This is a genomic window from Actinomadura sp. ATCC 39365 (genome assembly GCF_054392275.1).
Map to the genome: position 1 here is coordinate 10,484,977 of NZ_CP184335.1, position 25,046 is coordinate 10,510,022.

A 25,046-nucleotide genomic window follows, 5' to 3' on the forward strand; every position below is an offset into this window, starting at 1 on the left:
ACGCTGATCCTCAGAACAGGCCGAGGGCGTCGTCCAGCTTGTACGTGCCGCCCCGCTCGTACGCCGCGGCGAAGGCGCGTTCGCCGAGCGCGTCCTTGACCCTGGCCGTGACCCGCTCCTCCTCCTCGCGTTCGGAGGCGTTGGCCGGGGTCTGGATCTGCTCGCGGACCGCGGCGGCCAGCCCCAGCAGCACCGCCGCCCGCTCGGTCGGCCCGGCCGCCGACGCCGCGCCCGCGACGCACGCCGCCGCCGTGCGCGGGTCGCCGACCCTGACCGCCGCGGCCAGCGCCTCCCGGTGCAGCTCCAGGGCCGCGGCCGGGTCGCCGCGCAGCTCGGTGAGGTGGCCCTGCTCGACCAGCAGGTCCGGCAGGTGCAGCGGCGGCTCGACGGCGGGGTCGCGCGGCAGGCCCTCCAGCAGGTGGTTCAGATGCGACTCGGCCAGGTCGAGCAGCCCGGCGCGGCGCGCGGCGAAGGCCAGGCCCATCTCGGCCATGGTCTCGCCCATCTTGTAGCCCTGGCCGAGCGCCAGCTTCAGCGCCCGTCCGCACAGCTCCATGGCCTGGTCGTAGGCGCCGCCGTGCAGCGCCGTCCAGCCCAGCCAGGCGATGCGCCCGGCCACCTCGGGCCACAGTCCGAGCTCCTCGGCCATGCGCAGCCCCTCGGCGAACAGCCGGCGCGCCCGCTCGTGGTCGCCGGCCATCTCGGCCGCGCCCGCCAGCCATTCGGTGGCCTGCAACATGCCCCAGCGGTCGCCCAGCTCGCCGAACAGCCGCGCGCTCTCCCCCGCGTCGCGCTCCAGCGCCTCGGTGTCGCGCATGGTGAACGCGTCGCGCGCCTGCCTGGCCAGCGCGACGGCGACGCCCCACGTGTCGCCGGAAGCGCGGCAGGCGGCCAGCGCCCGTCCGGTCAGCTCCTGGCCGGTGACCATGTCGGGCACGCTCATGCCGGCGAACAGCTCGGCCCTGGCTCGCTCGCCCGGGTCGGCGACGCGTTCGAGCAGCGGCTCCCATGCGACCTGCTCGCCCAGGAGCAGTGCGAACCCGGCGTGCCAGGCCGCCGCCCGGCGCCTGGCCGGGCCGTCCGGCCCCGCGACGGCCAGCGCCGCATCCAGCGAGCGCCTGCCCTCGGCCAGCCGGCCGCGCAGGAACCAGTACCAGGCCAGCGCGTTGACCAGGCGCGCGGCGGTGTCGGCGGCCCCCTCGGCGATCGCGGTGTCCAGCGCGGCCCGCATGTTGGCCGACTCGGCGTCCAGGCGCAGCAGGCGGTCGCGCTGCTCGCCGCCGTACAGGCCGGGTTCGGCCGCCACGGCCAGCTCCAGGTAGTGGTGCAGGTGGGCGCGGCGCACGTCGGCCAGTTCGCCGGCGTCGGCCAGGCGGCCCACGCAGTACTCCGACACCGACTCCAGCAGCCGGTACCGGACGCCCGTCGTGCTCTCGGCGACGACCACGAGCGAGCGGTCGACCAGCCGGGCCAGCAGGTCGAGCACGTCCAGCCCCGGCTCGGCGCACACCGCCTCGGCCGACTCCAGGGTGCAGCCGTCGGCGTGCACGGCCAGGCGGCGCAGCACCACCCGTTCCTCGTCCGACAGCAGGTCCCAGCTCCAGTCGATCACGGCGGTGAGCGTCTGCTGCCGGGCGGGCGCGCCCCGCCGTCCGGACGCCAGCAGCCTGAACCGGTTGTCCAGCCGGTCCACCACGCCCTGGACGCCCAGCGCCCGCACCCGGGTCGCGGCCAGCTCCAGGGCCAGCGGGATGCCGTCGAGCCGCCGGCAGAGCTGGGCCACCGCCTGGGCGTTGCCCGCCTCCAGGGCGAACCCGCGGGCCGAGGCGGCGGCCCTGGCGACGAACAGCCGGACGGCGTCCGAGCGGGCCATCTCCGTCAGGTCCGTGCCCGCCGGCAGGTCGAGCGGCGGGACGCTCCACAACACCTCGCCGTCCACGCCGAGCGGCTCCCTGCTGGTGGCCAGGACGGTCAAACCCGGCGCCGCGGCCAGCAGCGCGTCGACCAGCTCGGCGACCTGCTCGACCACGTGCTCGCAGTTGTCCAGCACGAGCAGCACGCGCCTCGGCCGCAACGCCGCGGCCAGCCGCTCGCGCACGTCGCCGCCCGACGGGTCCTCCCGGATGTCCAGGGCGGACATGATCGCCTCGGCGGGCGAGTGGGTGGCGCCGTCGAGCGCGACCAGCCAGGCGCCGTCGGCGAAGCCGTCCAGCAGCCGGTGCGCCGCCTCCAGCGCCAGCCTGGTCTTGCCGACGCCGCCGGTGCCGGTGAGCGTCACCAGCCGCTCGGCGGTGACCAGCGAGCAGATCTCGGTCAGCGCCTCGTCCCTGCCGACGAGCTTGCTGACGGACGCGGGCAGGTTCGTGGTGGGCCGCTCGGCGGGCAGGCTCAGCGCCGGGTCCTGGCCCAGGATCGCCTGGTGCAGCGCGACCAGCTCGGGGCCGGGATCGAGGCCCAGCTCGTCGGCCAGGCGCTCGCGCAGCTCGGCGAAGCTCGCCAGGGCGTCGCTCTGCCGTCCGGCCCGGTACAGGGCGCGCAGGTGCACGGCGCGCAACCGCTCCCGCAGCGGATGCCGGGCCACCAGATCGCCCAGCTCGCCCACCAGCAGCCCGTGCTCGCCCAGTTCGAGCCGGGCCTCGGCGCGCTGCTCCAGCGCCGTGAGCCGCTGCTCCTCCAGCCGGACGATCGCCGACCTGGTGTACTCCTCGTCGGCGAAGTCGGCGTACGCCGCCCCCCGCCACAGCGCCAGCGCGTCGGCCAGCAGCCCCGCCCTGGTCCGCGGGCTGTCGGCGGCCTCGGCACGGGCCAGCAGGTCGGCGAAGCGGGCCGCGTCGAGCGCACCCGGATCGGCGCGCAGCAGGTAGCCGGGCGCCCGCGAGACCACCAGGTTCTTGCCGCCCGGCTCGGCGTCCTCGAGCGCCTTGCGCAACTGGGAGACCCGCACCTGGAGCGCGCCCGCCGGGTTGCCCGGCGGCTCCTCGCCCCACAGGTCCTCCACCAGCCGGTCGGCCGAGACCGGATGGCCCTCGTGGACGAGCAGGTCGGCGAGCAGCGCCCGGACCTTGAGCCCGGGGATCGTCACGGGCTCCCCCGCGTCGGTCCACACGGCCAGCGACCCCAGCACCCCAAAACGCATGTCCGTCACCTTATGTGCCGCCGTAAGTCCACGAGAAGCGCACCGGAAGCGCCCTCCGGCACCGTGAAACCAACAGTGAAGCCAACGGAATGGGGAAACGACATGAAGACCGGCACCCTCGCTGGACGGCGTGAATGGACCGGGCTCGCGGTCCTCGCCTCGGTGGCCCTGCTGCTCTCCATCGACCTGAGCGTGCTCTACCTGGCGCTGCCGCACCTGAGCGCCGGACTCGGCGCCTCCGCGCCGCAGCAGCTGTGGATCCTGGACATCTACTCGTTCATGCTGGCCGGGTTCCTGGTGACGATGGGCACGCTGGGCGACCGGATCGGGCGGCGCAGGCTGCTGCTGATCGGCTCGGTGGCCTTCGCCGCGGCCTCGGTGGCCGCCGCGTACTCGGTGAACGCGGAGATGCTCATCGTGTCCCGGGCGCTGCTCGGCGTCTCGGGGGCGACGTTGCTGCCGTCGTCGCTGGCGCTGATCCGCACGATGTTCACCGACGGCCGGCAGATGGGGACCGCGATCGGCCTCTGGTACGGCTGCTTCATGCTCGGCATGGCGGTCGGGCCGCTGGTGGGCGGGCTGCTGCTGGAGCACTTCTGGTGGGGGTCGGCGTTCCTGATGGGCGTGCCGTTCATGGCGGCCGTGCTGGTCGCCGGACGGCTGCTGCTCCCCGAGTACCGTGACCCGCACGCCGGCCGCCTCGACCTTGCCAGCGTGGCCCTGTCCCTGGCGACCATCCTGCCGGTCGTCTACGGGCTCAAGGAGGTCGCGCGCGGCGGCTGGCAGCCCGTGCCCCTGGCCGCGGTCGCCGCCGGGGCGGCCTTCGGCGTGATGTTCGTCAGGCGGCAGCGCGACCTCGCCAACCCGCTGCTGGACCTGCGGCTGTTCGGCAACCGCGCGTTCGCGGCGACGCTGGGCATCATGTCGCTCGGCGGGATCGTCATGGCCGGGACCACGCTCATGACCACCCAGTACCTGCAGACCGTCGAGTCGTTGTCGCCGCTGGGCGCCGGGTTGTGGCTGGTGCCGCAGAACCTGGCCATGATCGTGGCCCTGTCGGTCGCGCCGCGGCTCGCCGCCCGGATCGGCACCGCGTACGTGATGGCCGCCGGGCTGGCGCTGGGCGCCGTCGGGCTGTTCCTGCACACCCAGGTCCCGAGCGCCGGCGGGACCGGGCTCGTCGTCACCGGGCTGGTCCTGGCCTCGGCGGGCATCGCGCTGCCGATGGGCGCGGGCAACAGCGTGATCATGACGGCCGCGCCCGCCGAGAAGGCCGGGTCGGCGGCGTCGCTGACCGAGACGAGCGGCGAGTTCGGGGTGGCGGTCGGGGTGGCCGCGCTCGGCAGCCTCGGCACGGCCGTCTACCGCGGTCAGTTGCCCGAGCACCTGCCGGTGGAGGCAGTGCGGGAGAGCATCAGCGTGGCGGTGACCGCCGCCAAGGACCTGCCCGGCCTGCTGGACCTGGCGCGGGCGGCGTTCACGGCGGGGCTGAACACGGTGGGGGCCGTGAGCGCGGTGGTCTTCGCGGGGCTGGCCGTCTTCGCCCTCCTCGCCCTCCGCGGCCACCGCCCGACGCCCTGAGCCTTCTCGCCCTTGCGCCTTCTCGCCCTCTCGCCCTCTCGCCCTTGAGCGCTCTCGTCCCCTGACCGCCGGCCCGGCCGGCGGTCCTTCGCCGTCGCCGGGCTCTTCCTGGCATGCCGTTCGTACGCCCGGTCAGCCGGACGGCGGCGCCTTCCTGGCCGAGCCGCGGTAGCCGGCCGCGTCGTAGCGGCGTTCGTTGTCGGCCAGCTTGGCGGTCGCCGCCGCCACCAGATCGACCCCCAGGACGTCGGCCAGCCGGACCAGGTACAGGGTCACGTCGCCGAGCTCGGCGCGGATGCGGGCGAGCGTGTCGGGGTCCGGGTTCGCGGACTCCTCGGCGGTCAGCCACTGGAACTCCGCGACCAGCTCCCCCGCCTCCCCCGCCAGCGCCATCGCCAGGTTCTTCGGCGTGTGGAACCTCTCCCAGTCGCGGGCCCGCGCGAACTCCCGCAGCCGTACGGCCAGCCCCTCCAGCTCCTCGTTCACGCCACCCGACCCTACTGGCCCACCGGCCGATTCATCACGACCGGTGATGACAGTCCGGACGAACCCCGTCTGGTTCCCCGGCCGCTTCCGCGATCGACTGGCTCCCGTGTTCTCCCACTTCAACGGCCCGGTCCTCGTCCCCGGCGATCCCGGGTACAACGACGAGACGGCCCGATTCAACACCGTCGCCGGCCCCGTCCGCCCCGCCGTGGTCGTCGGCGCCCGGGACGCGGACGACGTCCGGAAGGCGATCGACCACGCCCGGTCGGCGGGGCTGCGGGTGGCGGTCCAGGCGACCGGCCACGGCCTGTCCACCCCCGTGGACGGGGCCCTGCTGATCAACACCCGCAGGATGACCGGCCTGTCCGTCGATCCCGCCAGCCGCACCGCCCGCGTCGAGGCCGGAGTGCGCTGGGGCCAGGTCGTCGACGCCGCCGCCGGACACGGCCTCGCCCCGCCGAACGGCTCCTCCCCCTTGGTCGGCGCGGTCGGCTACACGCTGGGCGGCGGCCTGCCCGTGCTCGGCCGCACGTTCGGCTGGGCCGCCGACCGGGTCAGGTCCCTGGAACTGGTCACGGCCGACGGAACCCTGCGCACGGTGAGCCCGTACGAGAACCACGACCTCTTCTGGGCCCTGCGCGGCGGCCGGCCGGGCGTCGGCGTGGTGACCGCGATGGAGCTGGAGCTGGCCGCCGTCCCCCGCTTCCACGGCGGCATGCTGCGCTTCCCGGCCGAACGGGCGTCCGAGCTGCTGGCCGCCTGGCTGGAGTGGAGCCGCGACCTGCCGGACACGATGAACAGCTCCATCGCCCTCCTCCGCCTCCCCCACGCCCACCTCACCGCCATCCGCCTCGCCCACGCCACCCCCTCGTCCTTCCCCTCCCCTTCGAACCCCTCCCGCTCGAACCCCGCCTCCTCGTACCTCACGCCCGAGGAGCTGATCGCGCCTCTCCGCGCCCTGAACCCGGCCGAGGACACCGTCAGGGACCGCCCCTACACCGAGATCGCCGCCGTCCACGAGGACCCCACGGAACCCGCCGCCTACCGCGAGCTCTCCCTGATGCTGCACACCCTCGACGCCGGCCTGTTCGACCGCGCCGACCCGGACTTCGCGATGGTCGAGATCCGCCGCCTCGGCGGCGCGCTGGCCGCCGCCCCGGACGTCCCGAACGCGATCGACCACCGCACGGCTGCCTACAGCCTGACCACGATCGCCTTCGCGGGCACGAACCCGAAACCACCCCTGGACCCCGCCGACCCGTCCAGCACGGGCCTCCGCTTCCGCAACTTCCTGGCCGGCCCGCAGGCCCCGGCCCTGGCCGCCGAGGCGTACACCCCGTCCACCTGGACCGGACTCACCACCCTCAAAACCACCCACGACCCGGAGAACCTGTTCCTCTGACGAGCATCGTAGGTGGCAAGAAGCCACTTGACGCCTTCTGGCGAATGAAACGCACGCCAGACGGCTTCAAATGGGTATGGCGATCCCGACAAGGGAGACGCCGTGCTTCTCAACTTCCGGTTGGCCAACGTCCTGTCGTTCCGTGACGATCAGCGTCTCTCACTGATCGCGACGGAGCTGAACGACGGCACCGCCCGCCCCATCCCGGTCCGGGAGGGAGGGCGACCCCTGTCCGTGCTCCCGGTCCTCGGGATCTACGGAGCCAACGCCTCGGGAAAGACCAACACGCTCGCCGGCCTGCGGCTGATGCGGCAGGCCGTGCTGCACTCGGTGGCGTGGATCAGCGAGGAGAAGCCGACTCGCCGGATCCCCTTCGCGCTCGATCCGAGCTGCGCGGACGAAGACTCCTTCGTCGAGATCGACCTCGAACTGGCAGGTGTCCGCTACACCTACGGATTCGAGCTGGACGACGAACGTGTCCACGCCGAATGGCTGCACGCCTACCCCAAGGGCCGGCGTCAGGTCTGGTTCGACCGCGACGGCGACGACTTCCGCTTCGCGGGGGAAGGGCTGCGTGGCGGGAAGCAGGACCTGGCGCGGAAGACCCGCCCGGACTCCCTCTTCCTCACGGTGGCCGCCGAGTGGAACAACGAGCAACTCCTGCCCGTGTTCGAGTGGTTCCGCGACAATCTGTGGCTGATCAGCCCCGAACAGGACCTGCCCCAGCGCCAGGAGTTCACCAAGGCCAGGGCCCTTGCGGACGAACGGTTCAGGGATCAGGTCGGCCGCCTCCTGACCCGGGCCGACCTCGGCATCGTCGGCTTCGACAACGACGCCCTGGCGCGCGGCGACGTCCGGCTGCTCCACCGCGCCGGCGATCACACGGCCTCTCTGGACTTCGCGCACGAGTCCATGGGCACCCGCGCCTGGTTCGCGATGCTGGGGCCCCTGCTGGAGGCGTTCCAGCAGGGAACCACGGTGCTCGTGGACGAACTGGACGCCAGCCTGCACCCCGCACTCGCGGCCGAGGTGATCAGGATGTTCGAGGACTCCGAGGTCAACGCGCGAGGGGCACAGATGGTGTTCACGACGCACGACGCGTCGCTGCTGCGTCCGCTCGCGGGCGGGGAACGGATCCTGGACCGTGACGTGGTCTGGATGGCGGAGAAGGACCCCAGGGGTTCGACGGAGCTGTATCCGCTGTCGAGCCTTCGTCCACCGCCCCGTCCGAACGAGAACCTCGAACGCGGCTGGCTGCTCGGCCGCTTCGGCGGCGTGCCACGGGTCGCCCCCGGTGAGCTGGCACGCGAGGCGGGAGAGGCCCTCGCATGAGCCCCGACAGGGTCAGGAAGAAGCGCCAACGCGGCTCCAGCCTGACGGCCCAGCCGCCGCCCCGCGCCGCCAATCGCATCTTCTACGCCGTCGCCGAAGGCGCGGTGACCGAGTACGACTACCTCACGATGCTGCAGAACGCGTTCTCCCGGCAGTGCTCGTTCCGCATCGACATGCCGAAGTACCGGCCCGACGACATGAAGCCGTGGAAAGTCGCCCAGCGCGCCCTGACCGTGGCCGAGGAAGACGCTCTTCGACCGGACAACGAGCAGTACGCGGAGATCTGGGCACTCTTCGACCGCGACCAGCACGGCGACCTGGACGACGCCCTGAACGCGCTCAAGGAACACTCCAAGATCAGAGTCGCCATGTCCCATCCGTCCTTCGACTTCTGGCTCTACCTGCACTACGGCCTCTACGACCAACCGCAGGACGGCCGTAACCACTAGATTCACCAGTTGTTGTCGCAGCGGCCTGGCTTCGCGGGGTTCGGGCCGAGGGACAAGAGGATCACCAAAGCCCGCGCCGATCACCTCATGCCACGCCTCCGAACCGCGTTCGACAGCGCGCGGACCTTGGACAGGCGCTGCGCTTCCGGCAAGTGCTCCCATCCGCGAGGCCCCGAACCGCGTTGCGGCCTCCTCGATCAGGACCCGTCCAGCGGCATGTGGCGCCTTCTGGACAGCCTCGGCATCCCGCCATTCCTCTGAGACGGCCGGAGGGACGGGCTCGGCGACCGGGCGACGAGCTGCCGCTCAGGCGACCAGAGCCGCCGAGCGGCGGATCTGAAGAGATTTCGCAGGTCAAGGGCGGATGGTCAGGGCGCCGGAGGCGCGGGGGTGCGCCGGAGGCGCCGGAGGCGCCGGAGGCGCCGGAGGGAGGACGCCTGAGCCCGGAGGGCGAAGACCGCTCGGGCCAGTTGGGCGAGGGGTTGGCTGTCGGCGCATCCGCCGACGTACACTCGCAGGTATGAGCGCCGGACATGCGCATGAGGAGCTGCATCACCTGGTCGATCGGCTGTCGTCCGACCAGGCGCGGCACCTCCTGCGACTGGTCAAGACCGACCCGGAACTCGCCGACATGTCGGGCGAAGACGACACGCCGGTACGTCGTCGGCTCTCGATCGCCGGGATCGGCGCCTCCGGTGAGGGCAATCTTTCGGAACGTGTCGAAGATCTGTTGGCCGAGCGGTTCAATCGCTCAGTGTGACCGCTGTTCTTCTGGATGCAGGCCATAGCAACCCTTGACCGACGCGACTTCTCGCTGGTGCGACCGCGTCATGTGGTGGCGTTCACGTTGTTGCCCGAGAGATTGTCGTGACGCAGGGCCGCTTCGGCTACAGAGGCACAGCGGGCGTGAGGCGCCCGCTGCCTCGCAGGTCAAGGGCGGATTGCCAGGGCGCCGGAGGCGCGGGGGGTGCGCCGGAGGCGCCAGAGGGGGACGCCTGAGCCCGGAGGGCGAAGACCGCTGGGGCCGGGCCCACCGCTTCAGGCGGGCAGTTCCGGCCACCCGTCACTCCACGGCGGCCGTGCTCTCGCGGACGATCAGTTCCGTGGCCAGTTCCACCCGTTTCGACTCCGGCACCTCGCCCTTCCCCATCCCCAGCACCGTACGGGTGGCCAGCGCCGCCATCTCCTGCAACGGCTGGCGGACCGTCGTCAGCGGCGGCCAGGCCGACTTCGACAGCGGCAGGTCGTCGAAGCCCACGACGCTCAGATCCTCCGGAACGCGCAACCCCCGCTGGCGGGCGGCCTCGAACACGCCGAACGCCATCAGGTCGCACCCGGCGAAGATGGCCGTGGGCGGTTCGTCCAGCGATAGGAGTTCGTGGCCCTGGTCGTGGCCGGAGTCGACGAGGAAGGTGCCGCGCCGGACGAGTTCGGGGGCGAGCGGCACGCCGGCCGTCTCCAGGGCGGCCCGGTAGCCGTCGACGCGCGCCTGGCTGCACAGCATGTCGGCGGGGCCGCTGATCATGCCGATCCGGCGGTGGCCGAGTTCGAGCAGGTGGCGGGTGGCGGCGAGGCCGCCGTTCCAGTTGGTGGCGCCGACCGAGACGATGCCGGGGGCCGGCTCCCCCTCGGGGTCGACCACCACGAACGGCAGCGATCGCGCGCTGAGCTGGGCCTGCACGCCGGTGGACAGGCGCGAGGCGACGATCACCACGCCGTCGGTGCGGCGGGCGGCCAGCCGTTCGAGCCAGTCGCGGCCGGGACCGGCGTGGGTGTGCAGCACCGAGATGACGACGCTGGCCCCGGCCTCGTGGGCCGCGCTCTCCGCGCCGCGCACGATCTCCATGGCCCACGGCGACTCGATCTCGGCGAACACCAGGTCGACCAGGCCGGCGGGGGTGTCGTCCTGGCTGACGCGCCGCTGGTAGCCGTGTTCCTGGAGCAGCCGTTCGACCTTGTGACGGGTCGCCGGCGCCACCTCGGGCCGGCCGTTGATGACTTTGGAGACCGTGGGGATGGAGACCCCGGCCTCTTCTGCGATCAGTGCGATCGTCACGCGCCTCTTACCTGACACGTTCGGGAGTGTATCCGAAAGTTTCGGACTGGAACCGCTCCCACGACAGCTATTGACGCCCTGCGCAGCACATATCTATGCTCCGACCAACGAAATTATCGGGGGCTACACGAAACTTTCATACCGCTCGTGCCCGATGAAGGGACCCCTGGATGAAACGCGGTCTGATCCTCATGGCCACCGCCCTGCTCGTCGCCGGATGCGGCAGCGGCGGGAGTGGCGACAGCGGCGGGCAGCCCGGCGGCTCGCAGCCCGGCCAGAAGCCCGCCAAGGTGACGCTGGAATGGTGGCACCTGTCCACCGCCGAGCCGCTGAAGTCCCTGTGGGCGCAGCGGGCCAAGGACTTCGAGGCCGCGCACCCCAATGTCACCATCAAGGCGACGGTGCTGGAGAACGACGCCTACAAGGCCAAGCTGACCACGATCACCCAGTCGGGCAAGGCCCCCGACGTCTTCGTCACGTGGGGCGGCGGCGTGCTCAAGCAGCAGATCGACGCCGGCCTGGTCAAGGACGTCTCGGGCGACGTCGCCTCCGTGCTGGGCACGTTCACCCCCGCGGCACTGAGCGCGTACCAGTTCGACGGCAGGACGTACGGGCTGCCGACGGACATCGGGCTGGTCGGCTTCTGGTACAACAAGAAGCTCTTCGCCAAGGCCGGCATCTCGGCCCCGCCCGCCACCTGGGCGGAGTTCCTCGACGACGTCAAGAAGCTGAAGGCGTCCGGCGCCACCCCGATCGCGCTGGCCGGCAAGGAGAAGTGGCCGGGCCACTACTACTGGGCCTATCTGGCGATGCGCATCGCCGGCCTGCCCGCGCTCACGCAGGCGGGCGTGGACCACGACTTCACCAAGCCCGACTTCGTGGCCGCCGGGCAGCAGGTCAAGGCGCTGGCCGACCTCCAGCCGTTCCAGAAGGGCTTCCTCGGCGCGGGGTACGGCACCCCCGACGGGCAGGCGGCCACGGTCTCCAACGGCAAGGCCGCCATGGAGCTCATGGGCCAGTGGGCGCCCGCCGTGCAGAAGGACGCGGGCAAGGGCCTCGGCGACGACCTGGGCTTCTTCCCCTTCCCCGCGGTCGAGGGCGGCAAGGGCTCGATCGGCGACGCCTTCGGCGGCGGCAACGGCCTGTCGGTGGGCGCGGACGCGCCCCAGGAGGCCGTGGAGTTCGTGAAGTTCATGACGCAGCTGGACCAGCACACCAAGGCCGTGGCGGCGGGCGGCGTGCTGCCGGTGCTCAAGGGCGAGGAGAGCGCGGTCAAGGACGCCAACCTCAAGCAGGTCGCGACGCTGCTGGCCGGCGCCTCCGGCTACCAGCTCTACCTGGACCAGGCCTACCCGCCGGCCGTCGGCCAGCAGGTCAACGACAGCGTGGCCGATCTGATCGCCGGGACCAGGACGCCGGAGCAGATCGGCCAGGACATCAGCGAAGTGGCCAAGAGCGAATGACGACGCTGACCCGCGGGCCGGAGGCGGTCGCGCCTCCGGCCCCCGCCCCGGCGGGGCGGCGGCGCGGGCGCGCGGTGACCATCGCGCTGTTCCTGCTGCCCGCGCTGGTGCTCTTCCTCCTGCTGGTGGTGGCCCCGATCCTGGTGGCCGGCTACGCCAGCGCGTTCAAGTGGAACGGGTTCGGCGGGCTGCCCACCGAGTTCGTCGGGCTGGACAACTTCACCAGGCTGCTGTCCTCCGGCATCTTCGCCACCGACCTGTGGCACCTGGCGGTCCTGGTCCTGTTGTCGGTGCTGGTCCAGCTCCCGTTCTCGCTGGCCGTGGCGATGCTGCTGAACCAGCGCATCCGGGGGCGGGCGCTCTACCGGCTGGTGTTCTTCGCCCCGTACGTGCTGTCCGAGGTGATCACCGGCGTGCTGTTCTCGCTGATCCTCGCGCCGGACGGCGGGATGGCGAACCAGCTGCTGTCGGTGTTCGGGCTGGAGTCGGAGTTCCTGGCCGATCCGGACACCGTGATGCCCGCGCTCTTCCTGGTCATGACGTGGAAGTACTTCGGCTTCCACATGATGATCTACCTGGCCGGACGGCAGGGCATCCCGAACGAGCTGATCGAGGCCGCGCAGATCGACGGCGCGACGTCGTGGGAGACGTTCCGGCACGTCACGCTGCCGCTGCTCGGGCCGACGGTCCGGATCAGCGTGTTCCTGTCGGTCATCTACACCATCCAGCTGTTCGACCTGGTCTGGATCCTCACCGGGGGCGGCCCGTCGCACTCCTCGGAGACGATGGCCGTCACCATGATGGAGTTCGGCTTCAAGCGCTCCCAGGTGGGTTACGCCAACGCGATCAGCGTCGTGATGTTCGCGCTCAGCCTCGTCTTCGCCCTCGTCTACCAGCGCATGGTGCTGCGCCGGGACCTGGAGGGCGCGACGACGTCCATGGGAGGCCGCCGATGAACCACGGAAGGCCGCCCGCGCGGCGGCGCCGTCCCACCCTGCCCCTGCACGCGATCGCCTGGACCGTCGGCGCGTTCGTCCTGGCGCCGATCGGGTACGCGCTGCTCGGCGGGTTCAAGAGCAACAGCCAGCTGTCGGGCAACCCCTTCGGCCTGCCCGATCCCTGGGTGAGCGCGAACTACACCGACGTGCTCGGCTCGGGGTCGTTCTGGCGGCAGGTGTGGAACAGCACGTTCATCGCGGTCGCCACGACCGTGGTGATGGTCGGGCTGGCGGCGCTGGCCGCGTTCGTCTTCGCCAGGTTCGCCTTCCGGGGCAGGGAGGCGCTGTTCACGCTGTTCACCGCGGGGCTGATGTTCCCGTTCGCGGTGGCCATCCTGCCGATCTTCGTGCTGCTGCGCACGTTCGGGCTGCTGGACGACCCGCTCGGCGTCATCCTGACGCAGGCCGCCTTCGGGCTGCCGCTGACGATCATCATCCTGCGTGGGTTCTTCCGGAGCATCCCGGGCGAGATCGAGGAGGCCGCGATCATCGACGGCTGCTCGCCGTTCGGGTTCTTCTGGCGGATCCTGCTGCCGATGGCCCGCCCGGCCATGGCGACGGTCTCCGTGCTGGCCGTCGTGGGCAGCTGGAACAACTTCATGCTGCCCCTGGTGGTCTTCAGCGACGAGACGAGCTGGACGCTGCCGCTCGGCATCCAGCAGTTCCAGGGCCAGTACGCCACCGACACCGCCCGCGTGCTCGCCTACCTGATCCTGGCCATGGTGCCGGCGCTCGGGTTCTACGCCATCGCTGAACGTCACCTGGTCGGTGGGCTCACCGCGGGTGCGACGAAAGGGTGAACATGCTCCACGTCTCCGGAAGCCGGCTCCTCACCCCCGAAGGCACACCCGTACGGCTCAGGGGGGTGGGTCTCGGGGGCTGGATGAACATGGAGAACTTCATCACCGGCTATCCCGCCAACGAGACCTCGATGCGCGCGGCCGTGACCGGCGTGCTGGGCGAGGAGCGGGCCGAGCTCTTCTTCGACCGGCTGCTCACCTCGTTCTTCACCGGGAGCGACGCCGGGCTGCTGGCCGGGCTGGGCATGAACTGCGTGCGCATCCCGGTCAACTACCACCACTGGGAGTCCGACGACCGGCCCATGGAGATCGACCCGAGGGGCTTCCGGCACCTCGACCGGGTGATCGGCCTGCTGGGCGAGCGCGGCCTCTACAGCGTGATCGACCTGCACGCCCTGCCCGGTTCCCAGAACCAGCACTGGCACAGCGACAACCCCACGCACGTGGCGGCGCTCTGGCAGCACCGGCACTTCCAGGACCGGGCCGTGCACCTGTGGGAGGCGCTGGCCGACCACTACCGCGGACATCCCTGGGTGGCCGGGTACAACATGGTGAACGAGCCGGGCGACGTCTCGGGCAAGGTGGTCGGCCCGTTCTACGACCGGCTGGTCAAGGCCGTACGGGCCGCCGACCCGGACCACGTCCTGTTCCTGGACGGCAACACCTACGCCACCGATTTCTCGATGTTCCGGGAGATGTACGAGAACACGGTGTTCGTCATGCACGACTACGCCCTGGCCGGGTTCGCCCACGGCGGCCCGTACCCGGGGCTCACCAGGGGCGAGTGGTGCGACCGCGGCCGGCTGGAGGAGACCTTCGCCCGGCGGTCCCGGTTCCAGCGCGAGACCGGCACGCCGTTGTGGGTGGGCGAGTTCGGCCCGGTCTACACCGGCGACCCGGACCGGGACGCGCAGCGCTACCAGGTCCTGCGCGACCAGCTCGACATCTACGACGCCCACGACGCGGGCTGGTCGCTCTGGACGTACAAGGACGTGGGCCTCCAGGGGCTGGTGCACGCGTCGGGGGCGTACCTGGACAGGTTCGGCGCGTTCATCGGCAAGAAGCGGCGGCTCGGCGCGGACCGGTGGGGCTCGACCATGGAGGAGTGCGCCGACGTGCTCGCCCCGCTGCACCGGCTGGTCGAGACCGAGTTCCCGGACTGGGCGCCCTACCCGTGGGGCGCCCGCTACCAGACCGACGACCTGATCAGGCACATCCTCCTCGCCCAGGCCCTGCTGCCCGAGTACGCCGGGCTGTTCAGGGGGCTCGGCGACGACGAGCTGCTGGCCCTGGCCGACTCGTTCACGCTGGAGCAGTGCGTACGGCGTGAGCCGCTGCTCGACCTGCTGGCCGGCAATCTCGCCGGGTGACAAACCGCTCATACAGTCGGGTGCGTCACACCACCGGGCAAACTATCGCCATCACTGCTTGCGCTAGGTATGCTTCGGCTGCCCTAATTTAGGTAAGCCTTTCCTCAGCCAGCAGGAGTGACGGTGTTCGCCAGCTACCTCATCGGACTGCGCGAGGGACTGGAGGCGACGCTCGTCGTCTCCGTCCTCATCGCCTTCCTCGTCAAGAGCGACAGGAAGGACAAGCTCCCCCAGGTCTGGACGGGCGTCGCCGCGGCGGTCGCGCTGTCCGTCGGCTTCGGCGCGCTGCTGACCTTCACCGCCGCCAACCTCGGGCACATGGGGCAGGAGCTGTTCGACGCGATCACCTCGCTGCTCGCCGTCGCCTTCGTCACCTGGATGATCTTCTGGATGCGGCGCACCGCCCGCGCGCTCTCCGGTGAGCTGCGGGGCAAGCTCTCCGACGCGCTGCAGATGGGCTCGCTCGCGGTGGTCGTGATGGCCTTCCTGGCCGTGGCCCGCGAGGGGCTGGAGACGGCGCTGCTGTTCTTCGCCGCCGTCCAGGGCGCGACCGCCACCATGGACCCCCTGCTCGGCATCGCGCTCGGCCTGCTCACGTCGGTGGTCATCGGCTGGGGGCTGTACAAGAGCGCGCTGAAGATCAACCTCACCAAGTTCTTCACCTGGACGGGCCTGCTGCTCATCCTGGTCGCCGCCGGCATCTTCAAGTACGGCGTGCACGACCTCCAGGAGGCCAACATCCTGCCCGGCCTGAGCTCCTACGCCTTCGACATCAGCGCCGTGCTGCCCGCCGATTCCTGGTACGGCGCACTGCTTTCCGGCATGCTCAACATCACGCCGCAGCCGAGCATCGCCGAGGCCGTGGCCTGGATCGTCTACCTCGTGCCCACTCTCTTCCTCTTCCTGCTGCCACAGCGGGTGAAGACCACTCCCGCCTCCACCGCACCCGCGGCCTGAACAGGAGCATCATGCGTACCGCCATCAGCCTGTCCTTCGGCGCGCTCGCCCTCGCGGGCCTGACCGCGTGCGGTTCGGGCACCACCGCCACGGAGGCCGCCAAGGGGCCCGCCGCCGCGCCCGGCAAGATCACCGTGGCCGCGTCCGACACCGAGTGCAAGGTCGCGACCGCCGAGATCGCGGCGGGCACGAGCACGTTCACGATCACCAACGGCGGATCCAAGGTGACCGAGTTCTACGTGTACGCCCCCGGTGACCGGGTGATGGCCGAGGTCGAGAACATCGTGCCCGGCCTGACCAGGGAGCTGGTGGCCGAGCTGCCGGCCGGCGCGTACGAGGCGGTCTGCAAGCCCGGCATGGTGGGCAAGGGCATCCGCAACGCGCTGAAGGTGACCGGCGAGCACAAGGCGCTCACCTCCGACGCCCAGCTCGCCGACGCCGTCGCCAGCTACAAGCGCTACATCAAGTCGCAGAGCGACACGCTGCTGGTCAAGACGCAGGAGTTCGTGGACGCCGTCAAGGCCGGCGAGATCGACAAGGCCAAGGAGCTGTACCCGGTCTCGCGGACGTACTGGGAGCGCATCGAGCCGGTCGCGGAGATCTTCGGCGACCTCGACCCGGCCATCGACGCCCGCGAGGCCGACCTGGCCGACGGCGAGGAGTGGACCGGATTCCACCGGATCGAGAAGGATCTGTGGATCAAGAAGGACATCAGCAAGGACGGCCCGGTCGCCGACAAGCTGATCGCCGACGTCAAGACCATCGTCCAGAAGTCCAACGCCGCCGAGCTGACCCCGCTCAACCTGGCCAACGGCGCCAAGGAACTGCTCGACGAGGTGGCCTCCGGGAAGATCACCGGCGAGGAGGACATCTGGTCGCACACCGACCTGTGGGACTTCGACGCCAACCTCCAGGGCTCCAAGGCCGCCGTGCAGTCGCTGCGCCCGGTGCTGGAGCAGCGCTCCCCCGACCTGGTCAAGACGCTGGACGAGAAGTTCGCCGCCGCGGAGGCCGCGCTGGGCGCGCACCAGAAGGGCGACGGCTGGAAGCTGCACGACGAGCTGTCCAAGGCCGAGCTGAAGGCGCTGTCCGACGCGATCAACGCGCTGGCCGAGCCGATCAGTAAGATCGCACCGGTCATCGCCAAGTAACGGGAGGTGGGGGCGATGTCGCAGGCCGGCGGGCGGATGAGCCGCCGCAAGCTGTTCGGGCTCGGGGCCGCGGGAGCGGCCGTGCTCGGGGCGGGGGCGGTGACGACCAGGTCGCTGCTGGAGGAGCCGCCGGTCGCGCACGCCGCCTCGACGTCCGATCCGTACCCGTTCTACGGGCAGCACCAGGCGGGCGTCGTCACGCCCGCCCAGGACCGGCTGCACTTCGTCGCCTTCGACGTCATCACCGACAAGAAGGCCGAGCTGGTCGACCTGCTCCAGGAGTGGACGGCCGCGGCGGCCCGGCTGACGCAGGGCAAGGAGGCCGGGGCGTTCGGCGCGGTGGGCGGTGCGGCCGAGGCCCCGCCCGACGACACCGGAGAGGCGCTGGGGCTGCCCGCCTCGGGGCTGACGCTGACGATCGGGTTCGGCCCGTCGCTGTTCGACGACCGGTTCGGGCTGGCGGACAAACGGCCGGCCGCGCTGGCCGACCTGCCGAAGTTCCCCGGCGAACAGCTCATCCCGGAGATCTCGGGCGGGGACATCTGCGTCCAGGCGTGCGCGCACGACCCCCAGGTGGCCGTGCACGCCATCCGCAACCTGGCCAGGATCGGCTTCGGCAAGGTCTCGGTGCGCTGGTCGCAGCTCGGTTTCGGCCGTACGTCGTCCACGTCGCGGGCCCAGGCCACGCCGCGCAACCTCCTGGGCTTCAAGGACGGCACCAACAACATGAAGCTGGAGGACGCCGACCTGCTGCGCGACCACCTGTGGGCCGGCGGCTCGGACGGCACCGCCTGGATGGCGGGCGGCACGTACATGGTCACCAGGAAGATCCGCATGACGATCGAGACCTGGGACCGCGCCTCGCTCGCCGAGCAGGAGCAGATCTTCGGCCGGGACAAGGGCGAGGGCGCGCCGCTGGGCAAGAAGGCCGAGTTCGACGCCGTGGACTTCGCCGCCAAGGGCCCCGACGGGCAGCCGCTGATCAAGGACGACTCGCACGTCAAGCTGGCGCACCCGAGCAACAACGGCAACGCCCACCTGCTGCGCCGCGGCTACAACTTCGTCGACGGCTCCGACGGCCTCGGCCGCCTGGACGCCGGGCTGTTCTTCATCGCCTACCAGCGCGACCCGCGCAAGCAGTTCGTGCCCGTGCAGATGAACCTGGCCCGGCACGACGCGCTCAACGAGTACATCAAGCACGTCTCCAGCGGCCTGTTCGCCTGCCCGCCCGGCGTCCAGGACGCGGGCGACTACTGGGGCCGCACCCTGTTCGCCTGACCCCCTCGCGGCGCCGCGCCCGCTCCCGCCGTCAGCGGTGGCGGGCGCGGGAGGCCTGGGCGTGGGCGCGGTTGGCGCAGCGGGTCGAGCAGAACTGCCGCTTGCCCGGCCGGCTCCGGTCGACGAAGGCGTCGGTGCACGGCGTGGCCGCGCACTGGCGCAGCCGTTCCCAGTCGCCTGCCGCGGCGATCTCCAGCAGCTCGGTGACGGCCCGTACGGCGAGCCTGCCCGCCGCCGTCGCCCCGTCCGGCGCGACCAGCCGCAGCCGGGGCACACCGCCCGCGTGCTCCACCGCCGCCCGCGCCGGCAGCCCGGCCACCCACTCCGCCAGTGCCCCGGCCCGGCCGGCGGGCTCGGCGGCCAGCACCGCGCGCAGCCGTTCGCGCACCTCCCTGACCTCCCGCAGGTCCTCCTCCCCGAGCCCGTGGTCGTCTTCAGCCAGCTCGCGGCAGAAGCGGCGCAGCTCCGCCACGTCGGGCAGCCGTTCGGGATCGTCCAGGTACTCGTCCCACGTGTTGGCCAGGTCGACGGCCACGAGACCCGTCTCGGTGAACTGGCGCATCCCTCACCCTCCTGCTACTGTCACGACTATGAGCACTATAACCCCTGACAGAAAACTGACCGTCCTCGACGCGCCGTCCAACCTCGGCCTGCGTCCACTCGCCGAGGATGTCATCCCCGGCTGCTACAAGGCTCCCTGGGCGTTGCGGGACAACGGGCTGGTCGCGCGGATCGGCGCGGCCGACGCGGGCGCGCTGGTCCCGCCCCGCTACGTGGCCACCTGGAAGCCCGGCGACGGCGTGCGCAACGGCGCGGCCATCGCCGCCTACACCCGGCGGCTGGCCGACCGCGTGGCCGGGATCAGGGAGGGCGACGGCTTCCCCGTCCTGCTCGGCGGCGACTGCTCGATCCTGCTCGGCTCCGTGCTCGCCCTGCGCCGGACGGGCCGCTACGGGGTGGCCTACCTCGACGCCCACACCGACTTCCGGCACCTCGGCAACTCGCCGCACGTCGGCGCGGCGGCCGGCGAGGACCTGGCCCTGGTGACCGGCCGCGGCGACGACTACCTGACCGACATCGACGGCCTGCGCCCGTACGTCCGGGACGAGGACGTCATCGTGCTCGGCGTCCGGGACGACGAGGACGTCAAGGACCTCGCCGACGACGGCATCGCCTACGTCGCCGGGAACGACATCCCCCTGGAGGCCGCCGAGCGCGTGCTCGTGCGCGACGACCTGGACGGGTTCTGGATCCACGTGGACGCCGACGTGCTCGACCCGTCCGTGGTGTCGGCCGTCGACTCGCCCTCCCCCGGCGGCCTGACCGGCGACCAGCTCGCCGGTCTGCTCCGCGGGCTGCTCGCGCTGCCCGGGGCGGCCGGGATCCAGTTCACCATCTTCGACCCCGACCTCGACGAGGACGGCAGCCAGGCGGCCACCCTGACCGACATCCTCGTCTCAGCCCTGAGCTGACCCGTGGCCGTCCGGGGCGGAGCCGTCCGACCGCAGGATGCGGAAGACGGGATGACCAGCCGCGATCCGGCGGAAACGGTCCAGCGGCGCCTTCGGGCCGAGGCCGAGATGGGGCCGCGCGCCGGGTGCGACGGCGGCGTAGCGGCGCAGGATCTCGGCGCGGCGCTCGACCGGGACCTCCACCAGCCTGATCGGCGCCGCCCGCCCGCGACGTCGCAACACGGCCCGGCCACCGGCGGCCCGGACGTTGCGCACCCAGTTCGCCTCCGGGCCGAGCATGGACACGAGGTACTCGCCGCCCTCAAGCCCGGCGACCGCGACGGGCACCGACGTGAGGGCCCCGCTGCGGCGTCCCACCACCTGGAGCACGGCGCCCTGGGGCAGCGGCAGCCACCGGGACGCGTACGTCAGCGCGTCGAGCCGGTTCATCGCGCGCATGAGCGCGTTGGGCCGCCCGCCCCGGTACATCAGGCGCTTGAGCGCCGCCGGCCAGTGGGCGACCCGGGTCACCGCACCCTCCTCCACAGCAGCACGACCGCCACCAGCCCCGGGACCAGCGGAAGCACCTGCAACCAGCCGAGCAGCGGCACCAGGCCGACCTCGCCGTTGGTGTCCCGGACGGTCAGGCCCGCGAGCGCGAAGCACGACGCCACCACGAACAGCCCGGCCCCCAGCCAGCGGGCCCACCCCCGCCCGCGCCCGCCGCCCGGACGGTGACGAGCCAGCCGGCCAGCCCGAGCGCCCCCACGACCGAGAGGATCACCGTGTACGTGGTGACCCCCTCGTCGATCCTGCCCGGCCCCAGCTCCGGATAGCCGGCCCTGAGGTACTCGGCCAGCCCGGACCGGTAGGCGAAGGCGAAGAGGGTGACGAGCACCGTGAGCGCGGCGCCGCCCCACAGCAGGGCGAGGGCTCCGCGCGGCTTCCCTGTCATGACATGGATCCTTTCCGGTCAACATTCTTACAAAGTATGTTTCTACTATACTTACCACGTAAGAATCGAGAAAGGGCACCATGTCCCCGAAGCGCACCCGCGGCCAGAACGCCGGACTGACCCGGCAGGCCATCCTGCGGGCGGCTCTCGCGCTCGCCGACCGCGAAGGGCTGAAGGCGCTGTCCATGCGCCGCATCGGCCAGGAGCTCGGGGTCGAGGCCATGTCCCTCTACCAGCACGTCGACAGCAAGGACGCGCTGCTCGACGGCCTGGTCGAGCAGGTCGTCACGCAGGCCGCGCCGCTGCTGACCGAGGCCGCCTCATGGCAGGAGGGCCTGCGCGAGTACGCCCACGCGCTGCTGCGCGCCCTGCTCGCGCATCCGAACGTCCTCCCCCTGGTGGTCAGCCGTCCCGCGATCACGCCCGGGAACCTGCGCCTGATGGAGGAGGGGCTCCGCGTGCTGCGCGCGGCGGGGCTGCCGCCGGACCGCGCGCTGGACATGCTCTACGCCGTGACCGGGTTCGTCGTCGGCCACGTCGCCGTCCTGGCCGCCGGGGGTGCCGCCGGGGGTGCCGCCGAGCGGGCCGCGGCCGGCACCGCGATGCGCGACATCCCCGAGCCGGACCTGCTGGAGACCCCGCTGCTGGCCGAGGCCACCCGGGCGCGGCGCGCCCAGGTGGCCTCGGGGACCGACCGCCGCTTCGTCTTCGCGCTCGAAGCCATGCTGCGCGGCTTCGCCGGCGAACCCTAGCGGAAGCGGCGAACCCCGCCGAGGCGGCGAACCCTGGCGGAAGCGGCGAGCGCTAGCGGAAGACGTACCCGCTCGTGCTGGTCCGGCCGGCGGCGTTCGTGGCGGTGACCGAGGTCCAGGGGCCGGGCGGGACGTAGGGCGCCCACGCCGACTCGGGGCGGCCCGGCCCGTGCCACCGCTGGGCCACGCCGACCGCACGGCCGCCGGGCGAGGTGAAGTGCAGGGTGCCGCCGCGCAGGTTGTAGCCCTCGACGGTGATCCCGGGCCGTCCGTCCCGTTCCTCGCGGTAGGCGTTCACGATGATCGGCTGCCGCCCGCCGTTCGCGATGTCGTCGGCCAGCGAAGGGGTGGACGGGCTCGCCTGGCAGGTGAAGAAGGGCTCCCAGCCGTAGGAGATGATCTTCGCGGCGTGCCCGCCGGTCGCCATGATCTGCTGGTCGAGCCGGGCCTTGCTGGTACGCCCCCGCAACGGCAGCGGCTCGACCCGCCCGCACTCGCCGTCCGCGGGGGCGGGCTCGAAGCCCTCGACGTTGACCCACAGCTCGACCCCGGCGGGCACGCTCCTGGCCGCCGCCTCGATGTAGTCCCTGGTGGGCCCGTAGTAGCCGTCGGCGTTGCGCACCCGCCCGACCACCGGGACGAGCCGGGAGGCGACCATGGACCCGCCCTCCTCGATCCCGTGCACGGGGACCTTGCCGGTGCCCCGCCCGTCCTGCACGGCGACGGCCATGGGCGCGCCGGCCCGGGTGGCGGCGATGTCGGCCAGCCCGCCGGGCACCTGGCCGGGCGGGAAACCGCGGCCCCTGCGGGCGTCGATGTAGGGGCTGACCAGGATCTTCCGGCCGGGCAGCGCGGCGGCGACCGCCGCGTGCTGGGCCGCGTACAGGGCGAGGACGGGGTCGCGCGGACCCCGTTCGCGCATGGCCAGCTCGAACGACTGGTAGACGCCGCCGAAGGCGACCGACCCGCCGAACCGCTCCCGGTAGCCGGCCAGCACCCGCGTGGTGAAGGCGTTCAGCGCGGCGAGGTGCGCGAGGTCGGGCTCCCACGGCTTGCCCCGCCGCTGCGGCGCGGCGGGCAGCCCGGGGAACACCCTCATCCCGTACGCCGCCGCCTCCTCGACCAGGTTGCCCAGCCCGTCGCCGTCGGTGGAGACCAGCACCAGGTCCTGGACGCGCGCGGCGCACGACGCGGCCAGCGACACGCGGTAGAAGATCCGCCCGCCGCTCTCGATCCGCCGGTCGAGGCCCGGACAGCGCAGCACGGAGCGCCCGAACTCCTCGCTGGTCACGTACGTGTAGACGTGCCGGATCCGCTTGCCGGGCACCCGCGCGCAGGGCCGTCCGTCCACCCGGCAGGCGGCGAACTCCGCCTCCATCGGCCCGGCGTCGAACCGCGGCCCGAACGTGACGAGCGTGTCGCCGCCGAGCGAGTGGATCGCCTCCACCGTCCGCCGCGTGACGCACACGTCGGCCCGCGGCATGACCCAGTATCCGGTGATCGCGTACGGCGAGATCACCCGCGTGTCCCTGGGCGGGCACCCGTCGTCGCCGGCGCCGGGTCCGGCCGGGACCACGACGAGGACGGCGAGGACCACCATCACGACCAGCCACCGTAACCGGCGCACCCATGCTCCCCTCGACGTAGCGGCCAGAGTAGGCATCTACCCGATCCGCGGCCGGTAGTGCCCCGGGGCCGGTCGGCCGCGAGGCGGCACGGACAATGGAGTCATGGTGAGCATCGACCTCAGCGGGAAGACGGCGCTGGTCACGGGCTCGACCCAGGGCATCGGGTCGGCCATCGCGACCGGTCTGGCACGGGCGGGCGCACGCGTCGGCGTCAACGGCCGCAGCGAACGCTCGGTGGCATCGGCCATCGAGCGCTTGGACCACCGCGGCCTGGTCGCCGCGCCCGGCGACGTCTCCACCGACGAAGGGCTCCAGCGGGTCCTCGGCTCGCTGCCGCAGGTGGACATCCTGGTCAACAACCTGGGCATCTTCGAGGCCAGGCCGGCGCTGGAGATCGACGACGCGGAGTGGCGGCGCTTCTTCGAGGTCAACGTCCTGTCGGCGGTGCGCCTCACGCGCGCCTACCTGCCCGGCATGATCGAGCGCGGCTGGGGCCGGATCCAGTACATCGCCAGCGACTCGGCCATCGTCACGCCCACCGAGATGATCCACTACGGCATGAGCAAGACGGCGCTGCTGGCCGTCTCGCGCGGGTTCGCCAAGGAGGCCGCCGGCAGCGGGGTGACGGTCAACTCGGTGATCGCCGGGCCCACGCACACCGGCGGCGTGGAGGAGTTCGTCTACCAGCTCGTGGACCGGGAGCTGCCGTGGGAGGAGGCGCAGCGGGCGTTCATGCGCGAGCACCGTCCGCAGTCGCTGCTCCAGCGGCTGATCGAGCCCGAGGAGATCGCCAACATGGTCGTCTACCTCAGCTCGCCGCTCGCCTCGGCGACCACCGGCGGCGCCCTGCGCGTGGACGGCGGCTACGTGGACGCCATCCTGCCCTGACCCCCGCCCGCGCTCAGTACGACTGGAGCTCGATCAGGTTGCCCTCCGGGTCGCGCAGGTGGGCGGTGCGCAGGCCGGGCCCCCAGGCGGGCCGGTCCTGGGGCGGCGCGGCGACGGTGGCGCCCAGCCCGGCGAGCCGGTCGGCCTCGCCGTCGACGTCGTCGACCCGCATCACCAGCATCACCGTGTCCTGGGCGCCCGCCGCCGGCAGCCCGGACGTGCCGACGACCTCGGCGACGTGGTCGCGGCCGAAGAGCACGAGTCCGGCCTGGCCGTCGATGTCCCAGTTGGCGTAGGCGGCCTCCGTCAGCACCTTCACCGGCTCCAGCCCGAGGGCGGCCCGGTAGAAGGCGACGCTCGCCGGGAAGTCGCGCACCAGCAGCCGAGGGTAGAGGGCGTCCATCCTGATCCTCCGAATTAGTGGGTCATCACCAACTATTGGGAACAACCTACACTTCTCGATGAGATGGAACTGCCACCCACCCTGCTCGGGACGACCACCTTCGTGCTGCACAAGGTCGGCGTCGCCAACCGGCGTGCCCTGGCCGCGCGGCTCACCGCCGACACGGGGCTGAGCCTGTGGGAGTTCGCGGCGCTGGCCACGCTCGACGACTTCGGCCCGGCCGCCCAGCGGGAGGTCGGCGACCGGCTGGGCCTCGACCCGAGCGACATGGTCCGCCTGATGGACGGCCTCATCGCCGAGGGACTGGCCGCCCGGGAGCGCGACCCCGCCGACCGCCGCCGCTACCGGATCTCGCTGACCGCCGCCGGCCGGGACGCCCTGGAACGGGCCCGCGCGGTGGTAGCGGACGTCGAACGCCAGACGCTCGCCCCGCTGACGGACGCCGAGCGCCGCGACCTCCACAGTCTGGTCACGAAACTATTCTCTCCTTGACAAATCCCATAACTCCCG

At 72.0% G+C, this 25,046-nt stretch carries 25 protein-coding genes; 16 read left to right on the top strand and 9 right to left on the bottom strand.

Annotation, left to right across the window (positions count from 1 at the left end; all coding sequences use genetic code 11):
* Window positions 1-10: 10 nt before the first annotated feature.
* Complete coding sequence (locus tag ACNF49_RS50085; protein ID WP_482942068.1) at window positions 11-3,136, bottom strand: AfsR/SARP family transcriptional regulator; 3,126 nt, start codon at window positions 3,134-3,136, stop codon at window positions 11-13.
* Window positions 3,137-3,238: 102 nt separating this feature from the next.
* Here ACNF49_RS50085 and ACNF49_RS50090 point away from each other — a divergent pair, with 102 nt between their 5' ends.
* Window positions 3,239-4,717 carry an MFS transporter gene (locus ACNF49_RS50090; protein ID WP_482942069.1) on the top strand — a complete coding sequence of 493 codons (1,479 nt, stop codon included), beginning with the start codon at window positions 3,239-3,241 and terminating at the stop codon, window positions 4,715-4,717.
* Between the two features lie 132 nt (window positions 4,718-4,849).
* Here the strand turns inward: ACNF49_RS50090 and ACNF49_RS50095 are convergent, their stop codons facing one another.
* Window positions 4,850-5,203, bottom strand: coding sequence for a nucleotide pyrophosphohydrolase (locus ACNF49_RS50095; RefSeq protein WP_357970930.1), 354 nt, complete (start codon window positions 5,201-5,203; stop codon window positions 4,850-4,852).
* A gap of 46 nt (window positions 5,204-5,249) precedes the next feature.
* Here ACNF49_RS50095 and ACNF49_RS50100 point away from each other — a divergent pair, with 46 nt between their 5' ends.
* The 4 genes from ACNF49_RS50100 (at window position 5,250) to ACNF49_RS50115 (ending at window position 9,146) form a co-directional block, all read left to right on the top strand.
* On the top strand, window positions 5,250-6,605 hold the full coding sequence (locus tag ACNF49_RS50100) for an FAD-binding oxidoreductase (RefSeq protein WP_482942070.1): 1,356 nt from the start codon (window positions 5,250-5,252) through the stop codon (window positions 6,603-6,605).
* 102 nt (window positions 6,606-6,707) lie between these two features.
* The gene (locus ACNF49_RS50105) at window positions 6,708-7,937 is read left to right on the top strand and encodes an AAA family ATPase (RefSeq protein ID WP_482942071.1); all 1,230 of its coding nucleotides are present in this window, start codon (window positions 6,708-6,710) and stop codon (window positions 7,935-7,937) included.
* Window positions 7,934-8,386, top strand: coding sequence for an RloB family protein (locus ACNF49_RS50110; protein ID WP_482942072.1), 453 nt, complete (start codon window positions 7,934-7,936; stop codon window positions 8,384-8,386). The genes ACNF49_RS50105 and ACNF49_RS50110 overlap by 4 nt, the downstream gene beginning before the upstream one ends.
* 520 nt (window positions 8,387-8,906) lie before the next feature.
* Complete coding sequence (locus ACNF49_RS50115; RefSeq protein ID WP_482942073.1) at window positions 8,907-9,146, top strand: hypothetical protein; 240 nt, start codon at window positions 8,907-8,909, stop codon at window positions 9,144-9,146.
* Window positions 9,147-9,449: 303 nt separating this feature from the next.
* Here ACNF49_RS50115 and ACNF49_RS50120 read toward each other — a convergent pair whose 3' ends face one another.
* Complete coding sequence (locus ACNF49_RS50120; RefSeq protein WP_482942074.1) at window positions 9,450-10,460, bottom strand: LacI family DNA-binding transcriptional regulator; 1,011 nt, start codon at window positions 10,458-10,460, stop codon at window positions 9,450-9,452.
* Between the two features lie 152 nt (window positions 10,461-10,612).
* On the opposite strand from ACNF49_RS50120, the gene ACNF49_RS50125 reads away from it, so the two are divergent.
* The 7 genes from ACNF49_RS50125 (at window position 10,613) to efeB (ending at window position 18,459) form a co-directional block, all read left to right on the top strand.
* The gene (locus ACNF49_RS50125; protein WP_482942075.1) at window positions 10,613-11,905 is read left to right on the top strand and encodes an extracellular solute-binding protein; all 1,293 of its coding nucleotides are present in this window, start codon (window positions 10,613-10,615) and stop codon (window positions 11,903-11,905) included.
* A complete protein-coding gene (locus tag ACNF49_RS50130; protein WP_482942076.1) occupies window positions 11,902-12,861 on the top strand; it encodes a carbohydrate ABC transporter permease in 960 nt (319 codons plus the stop codon). The genes ACNF49_RS50125 and ACNF49_RS50130 overlap by 4 nt, the downstream gene beginning before the upstream one ends.
* Window positions 12,858-13,703, top strand: coding sequence for a carbohydrate ABC transporter permease (locus ACNF49_RS50135; protein ID WP_357970921.1), 846 nt, complete (start codon window positions 12,858-12,860; stop codon window positions 13,701-13,703). Before ACNF49_RS50130 ends, ACNF49_RS50135 begins: the two co-directional genes overlap by 4 nt.
* 2 nt (window positions 13,704-13,705) lie before the next feature.
* Window positions 13,706-15,073, top strand: a complete 1,368-nt coding sequence (locus tag ACNF49_RS50140) for a glycoside hydrolase family 5 protein (protein ID WP_482942077.1) — start codon at window positions 13,706-13,708, stop codon at window positions 15,071-15,073.
* A gap of 123 nt (window positions 15,074-15,196) precedes the next feature.
* Complete coding sequence (efeU, locus tag ACNF49_RS50145) at window positions 15,197-16,030, top strand: iron uptake transporter permease EfeU (RefSeq protein ID WP_357970917.1); 834 nt, start codon at window positions 15,197-15,199, stop codon at window positions 16,028-16,030.
* An 11-nt stretch (window positions 16,031-16,041) separates the two neighbouring features.
* Window positions 16,042-17,181 carry an iron uptake system protein EfeO gene (efeO, locus tag ACNF49_RS50150; RefSeq protein ID WP_357970916.1) on the top strand — a complete coding sequence of 380 codons (1,140 nt, stop codon included), beginning with the start codon at window positions 16,042-16,044 and terminating at the stop codon, window positions 17,179-17,181.
* A 15-nt stretch (window positions 17,182-17,196) separates the two neighbouring features.
* Entirely contained in the window at window positions 17,197-18,459 is a 1,263-nt protein-coding gene (gene efeB, locus ACNF49_RS50155) for an iron uptake transporter deferrochelatase/peroxidase subunit (protein WP_482942078.1), read from the top strand.
* Window positions 18,460-18,490: 31 nt separating this feature from the next.
* Here efeB and ACNF49_RS50160 read toward each other — a convergent pair whose 3' ends face one another.
* The gene (locus tag ACNF49_RS50160; RefSeq protein ID WP_482942079.1) at window positions 18,491-19,021 is read right to left on the bottom strand and encodes a CGNR zinc finger domain-containing protein; all 531 of its coding nucleotides are present in this window, start codon (window positions 19,019-19,021) and stop codon (window positions 18,491-18,493) included.
* A gap of 28 nt (window positions 19,022-19,049) precedes the next feature.
* On the opposite strand from ACNF49_RS50160, the gene ACNF49_RS50165 reads away from it, so the two are divergent.
* Window positions 19,050-19,931, top strand: coding sequence for an arginase family protein (locus ACNF49_RS50165; RefSeq protein ID WP_482942080.1), 882 nt, complete (start codon window positions 19,050-19,052; stop codon window positions 19,929-19,931).
* Here ACNF49_RS50165 and ACNF49_RS50170 read toward each other — a convergent pair.
* From ACNF49_RS50170 to ACNF49_RS50180, 3 genes are read right to left on the bottom strand one after another with little or no spacing between them, the layout of a single operon-like run.
* Window positions 19,917-20,441 carry a nitroreductase/quinone reductase family protein gene (locus ACNF49_RS50170; protein ID WP_482942081.1) on the bottom strand — a complete coding sequence of 175 codons (525 nt, stop codon included), beginning with the start codon at window positions 20,439-20,441 and terminating at the stop codon, window positions 19,917-19,919. The genes ACNF49_RS50165 and ACNF49_RS50170 overlap by 15 nt on opposite strands.
* Window positions 20,438-20,584 carry a hypothetical protein gene (locus ACNF49_RS50175; protein WP_482942082.1) on the bottom strand — a complete coding sequence of 49 codons (147 nt, stop codon included), beginning with the start codon at window positions 20,582-20,584 and terminating at the stop codon, window positions 20,438-20,440. Before ACNF49_RS50175 ends, ACNF49_RS50170 begins: the two co-directional genes overlap by 4 nt.
* A complete protein-coding gene (locus tag ACNF49_RS50180) occupies window positions 20,554-20,865 on the bottom strand; it encodes a hypothetical protein (RefSeq protein ID WP_482942083.1) in 312 nt (103 codons plus the stop codon). Before ACNF49_RS50180 ends, ACNF49_RS50175 begins: the two co-directional genes overlap by 31 nt.
* Window positions 20,866-20,945: 80 nt before the next feature.
* On the opposite strand from ACNF49_RS50180, the gene ACNF49_RS50185 reads away from it, so the two are divergent.
* Window positions 20,946-21,617 (top strand): TetR/AcrR family transcriptional regulator C-terminal domain-containing protein, encoded by a 672-nt coding sequence (locus ACNF49_RS50185; protein ID WP_482942084.1) that lies wholly within the window; start codon window positions 20,946-20,948, stop codon window positions 21,615-21,617.
* A 52-nt stretch (window positions 21,618-21,669) separates the two neighbouring features.
* On the opposite strand, the gene ACNF49_RS50190 is transcribed toward ACNF49_RS50185, so the two are convergent.
* Complete coding sequence (locus tag ACNF49_RS50190) at window positions 21,670-23,244, bottom strand: DUF4434 domain-containing protein (protein WP_482942085.1); 1,575 nt, start codon at window positions 23,242-23,244, stop codon at window positions 21,670-21,672.
* Window positions 23,245-23,350: 106 nt separating this feature from the next.
* On the opposite strand from ACNF49_RS50190, the gene ACNF49_RS50195 reads away from it, so the two are divergent.
* Complete coding sequence (locus ACNF49_RS50195) at window positions 23,351-24,133, top strand: SDR family NAD(P)-dependent oxidoreductase (protein WP_482945691.1); 783 nt, start codon at window positions 23,351-23,353, stop codon at window positions 24,131-24,133.
* Between the two features lie 13 nt (window positions 24,134-24,146).
* Here the strand turns inward: ACNF49_RS50195 and ACNF49_RS50200 are convergent, their stop codons facing one another.
* Window positions 24,147-24,536, bottom strand: a complete 390-nt coding sequence (locus tag ACNF49_RS50200; RefSeq protein WP_357970901.1) for a VOC family protein — start codon at window positions 24,534-24,536, stop codon at window positions 24,147-24,149.
* A 63-nt stretch (window positions 24,537-24,599) separates the two neighbouring features.
* Here ACNF49_RS50200 and ACNF49_RS50205 point away from each other — a divergent pair, with 63 nt between their 5' ends.
* Complete coding sequence (locus ACNF49_RS50205; RefSeq protein WP_482942086.1) at window positions 24,600-25,028, top strand: MarR family winged helix-turn-helix transcriptional regulator; 429 nt, start codon at window positions 24,600-24,602, stop codon at window positions 25,026-25,028.
* Window positions 25,029-25,046: the final 18 nt, after the last annotated feature.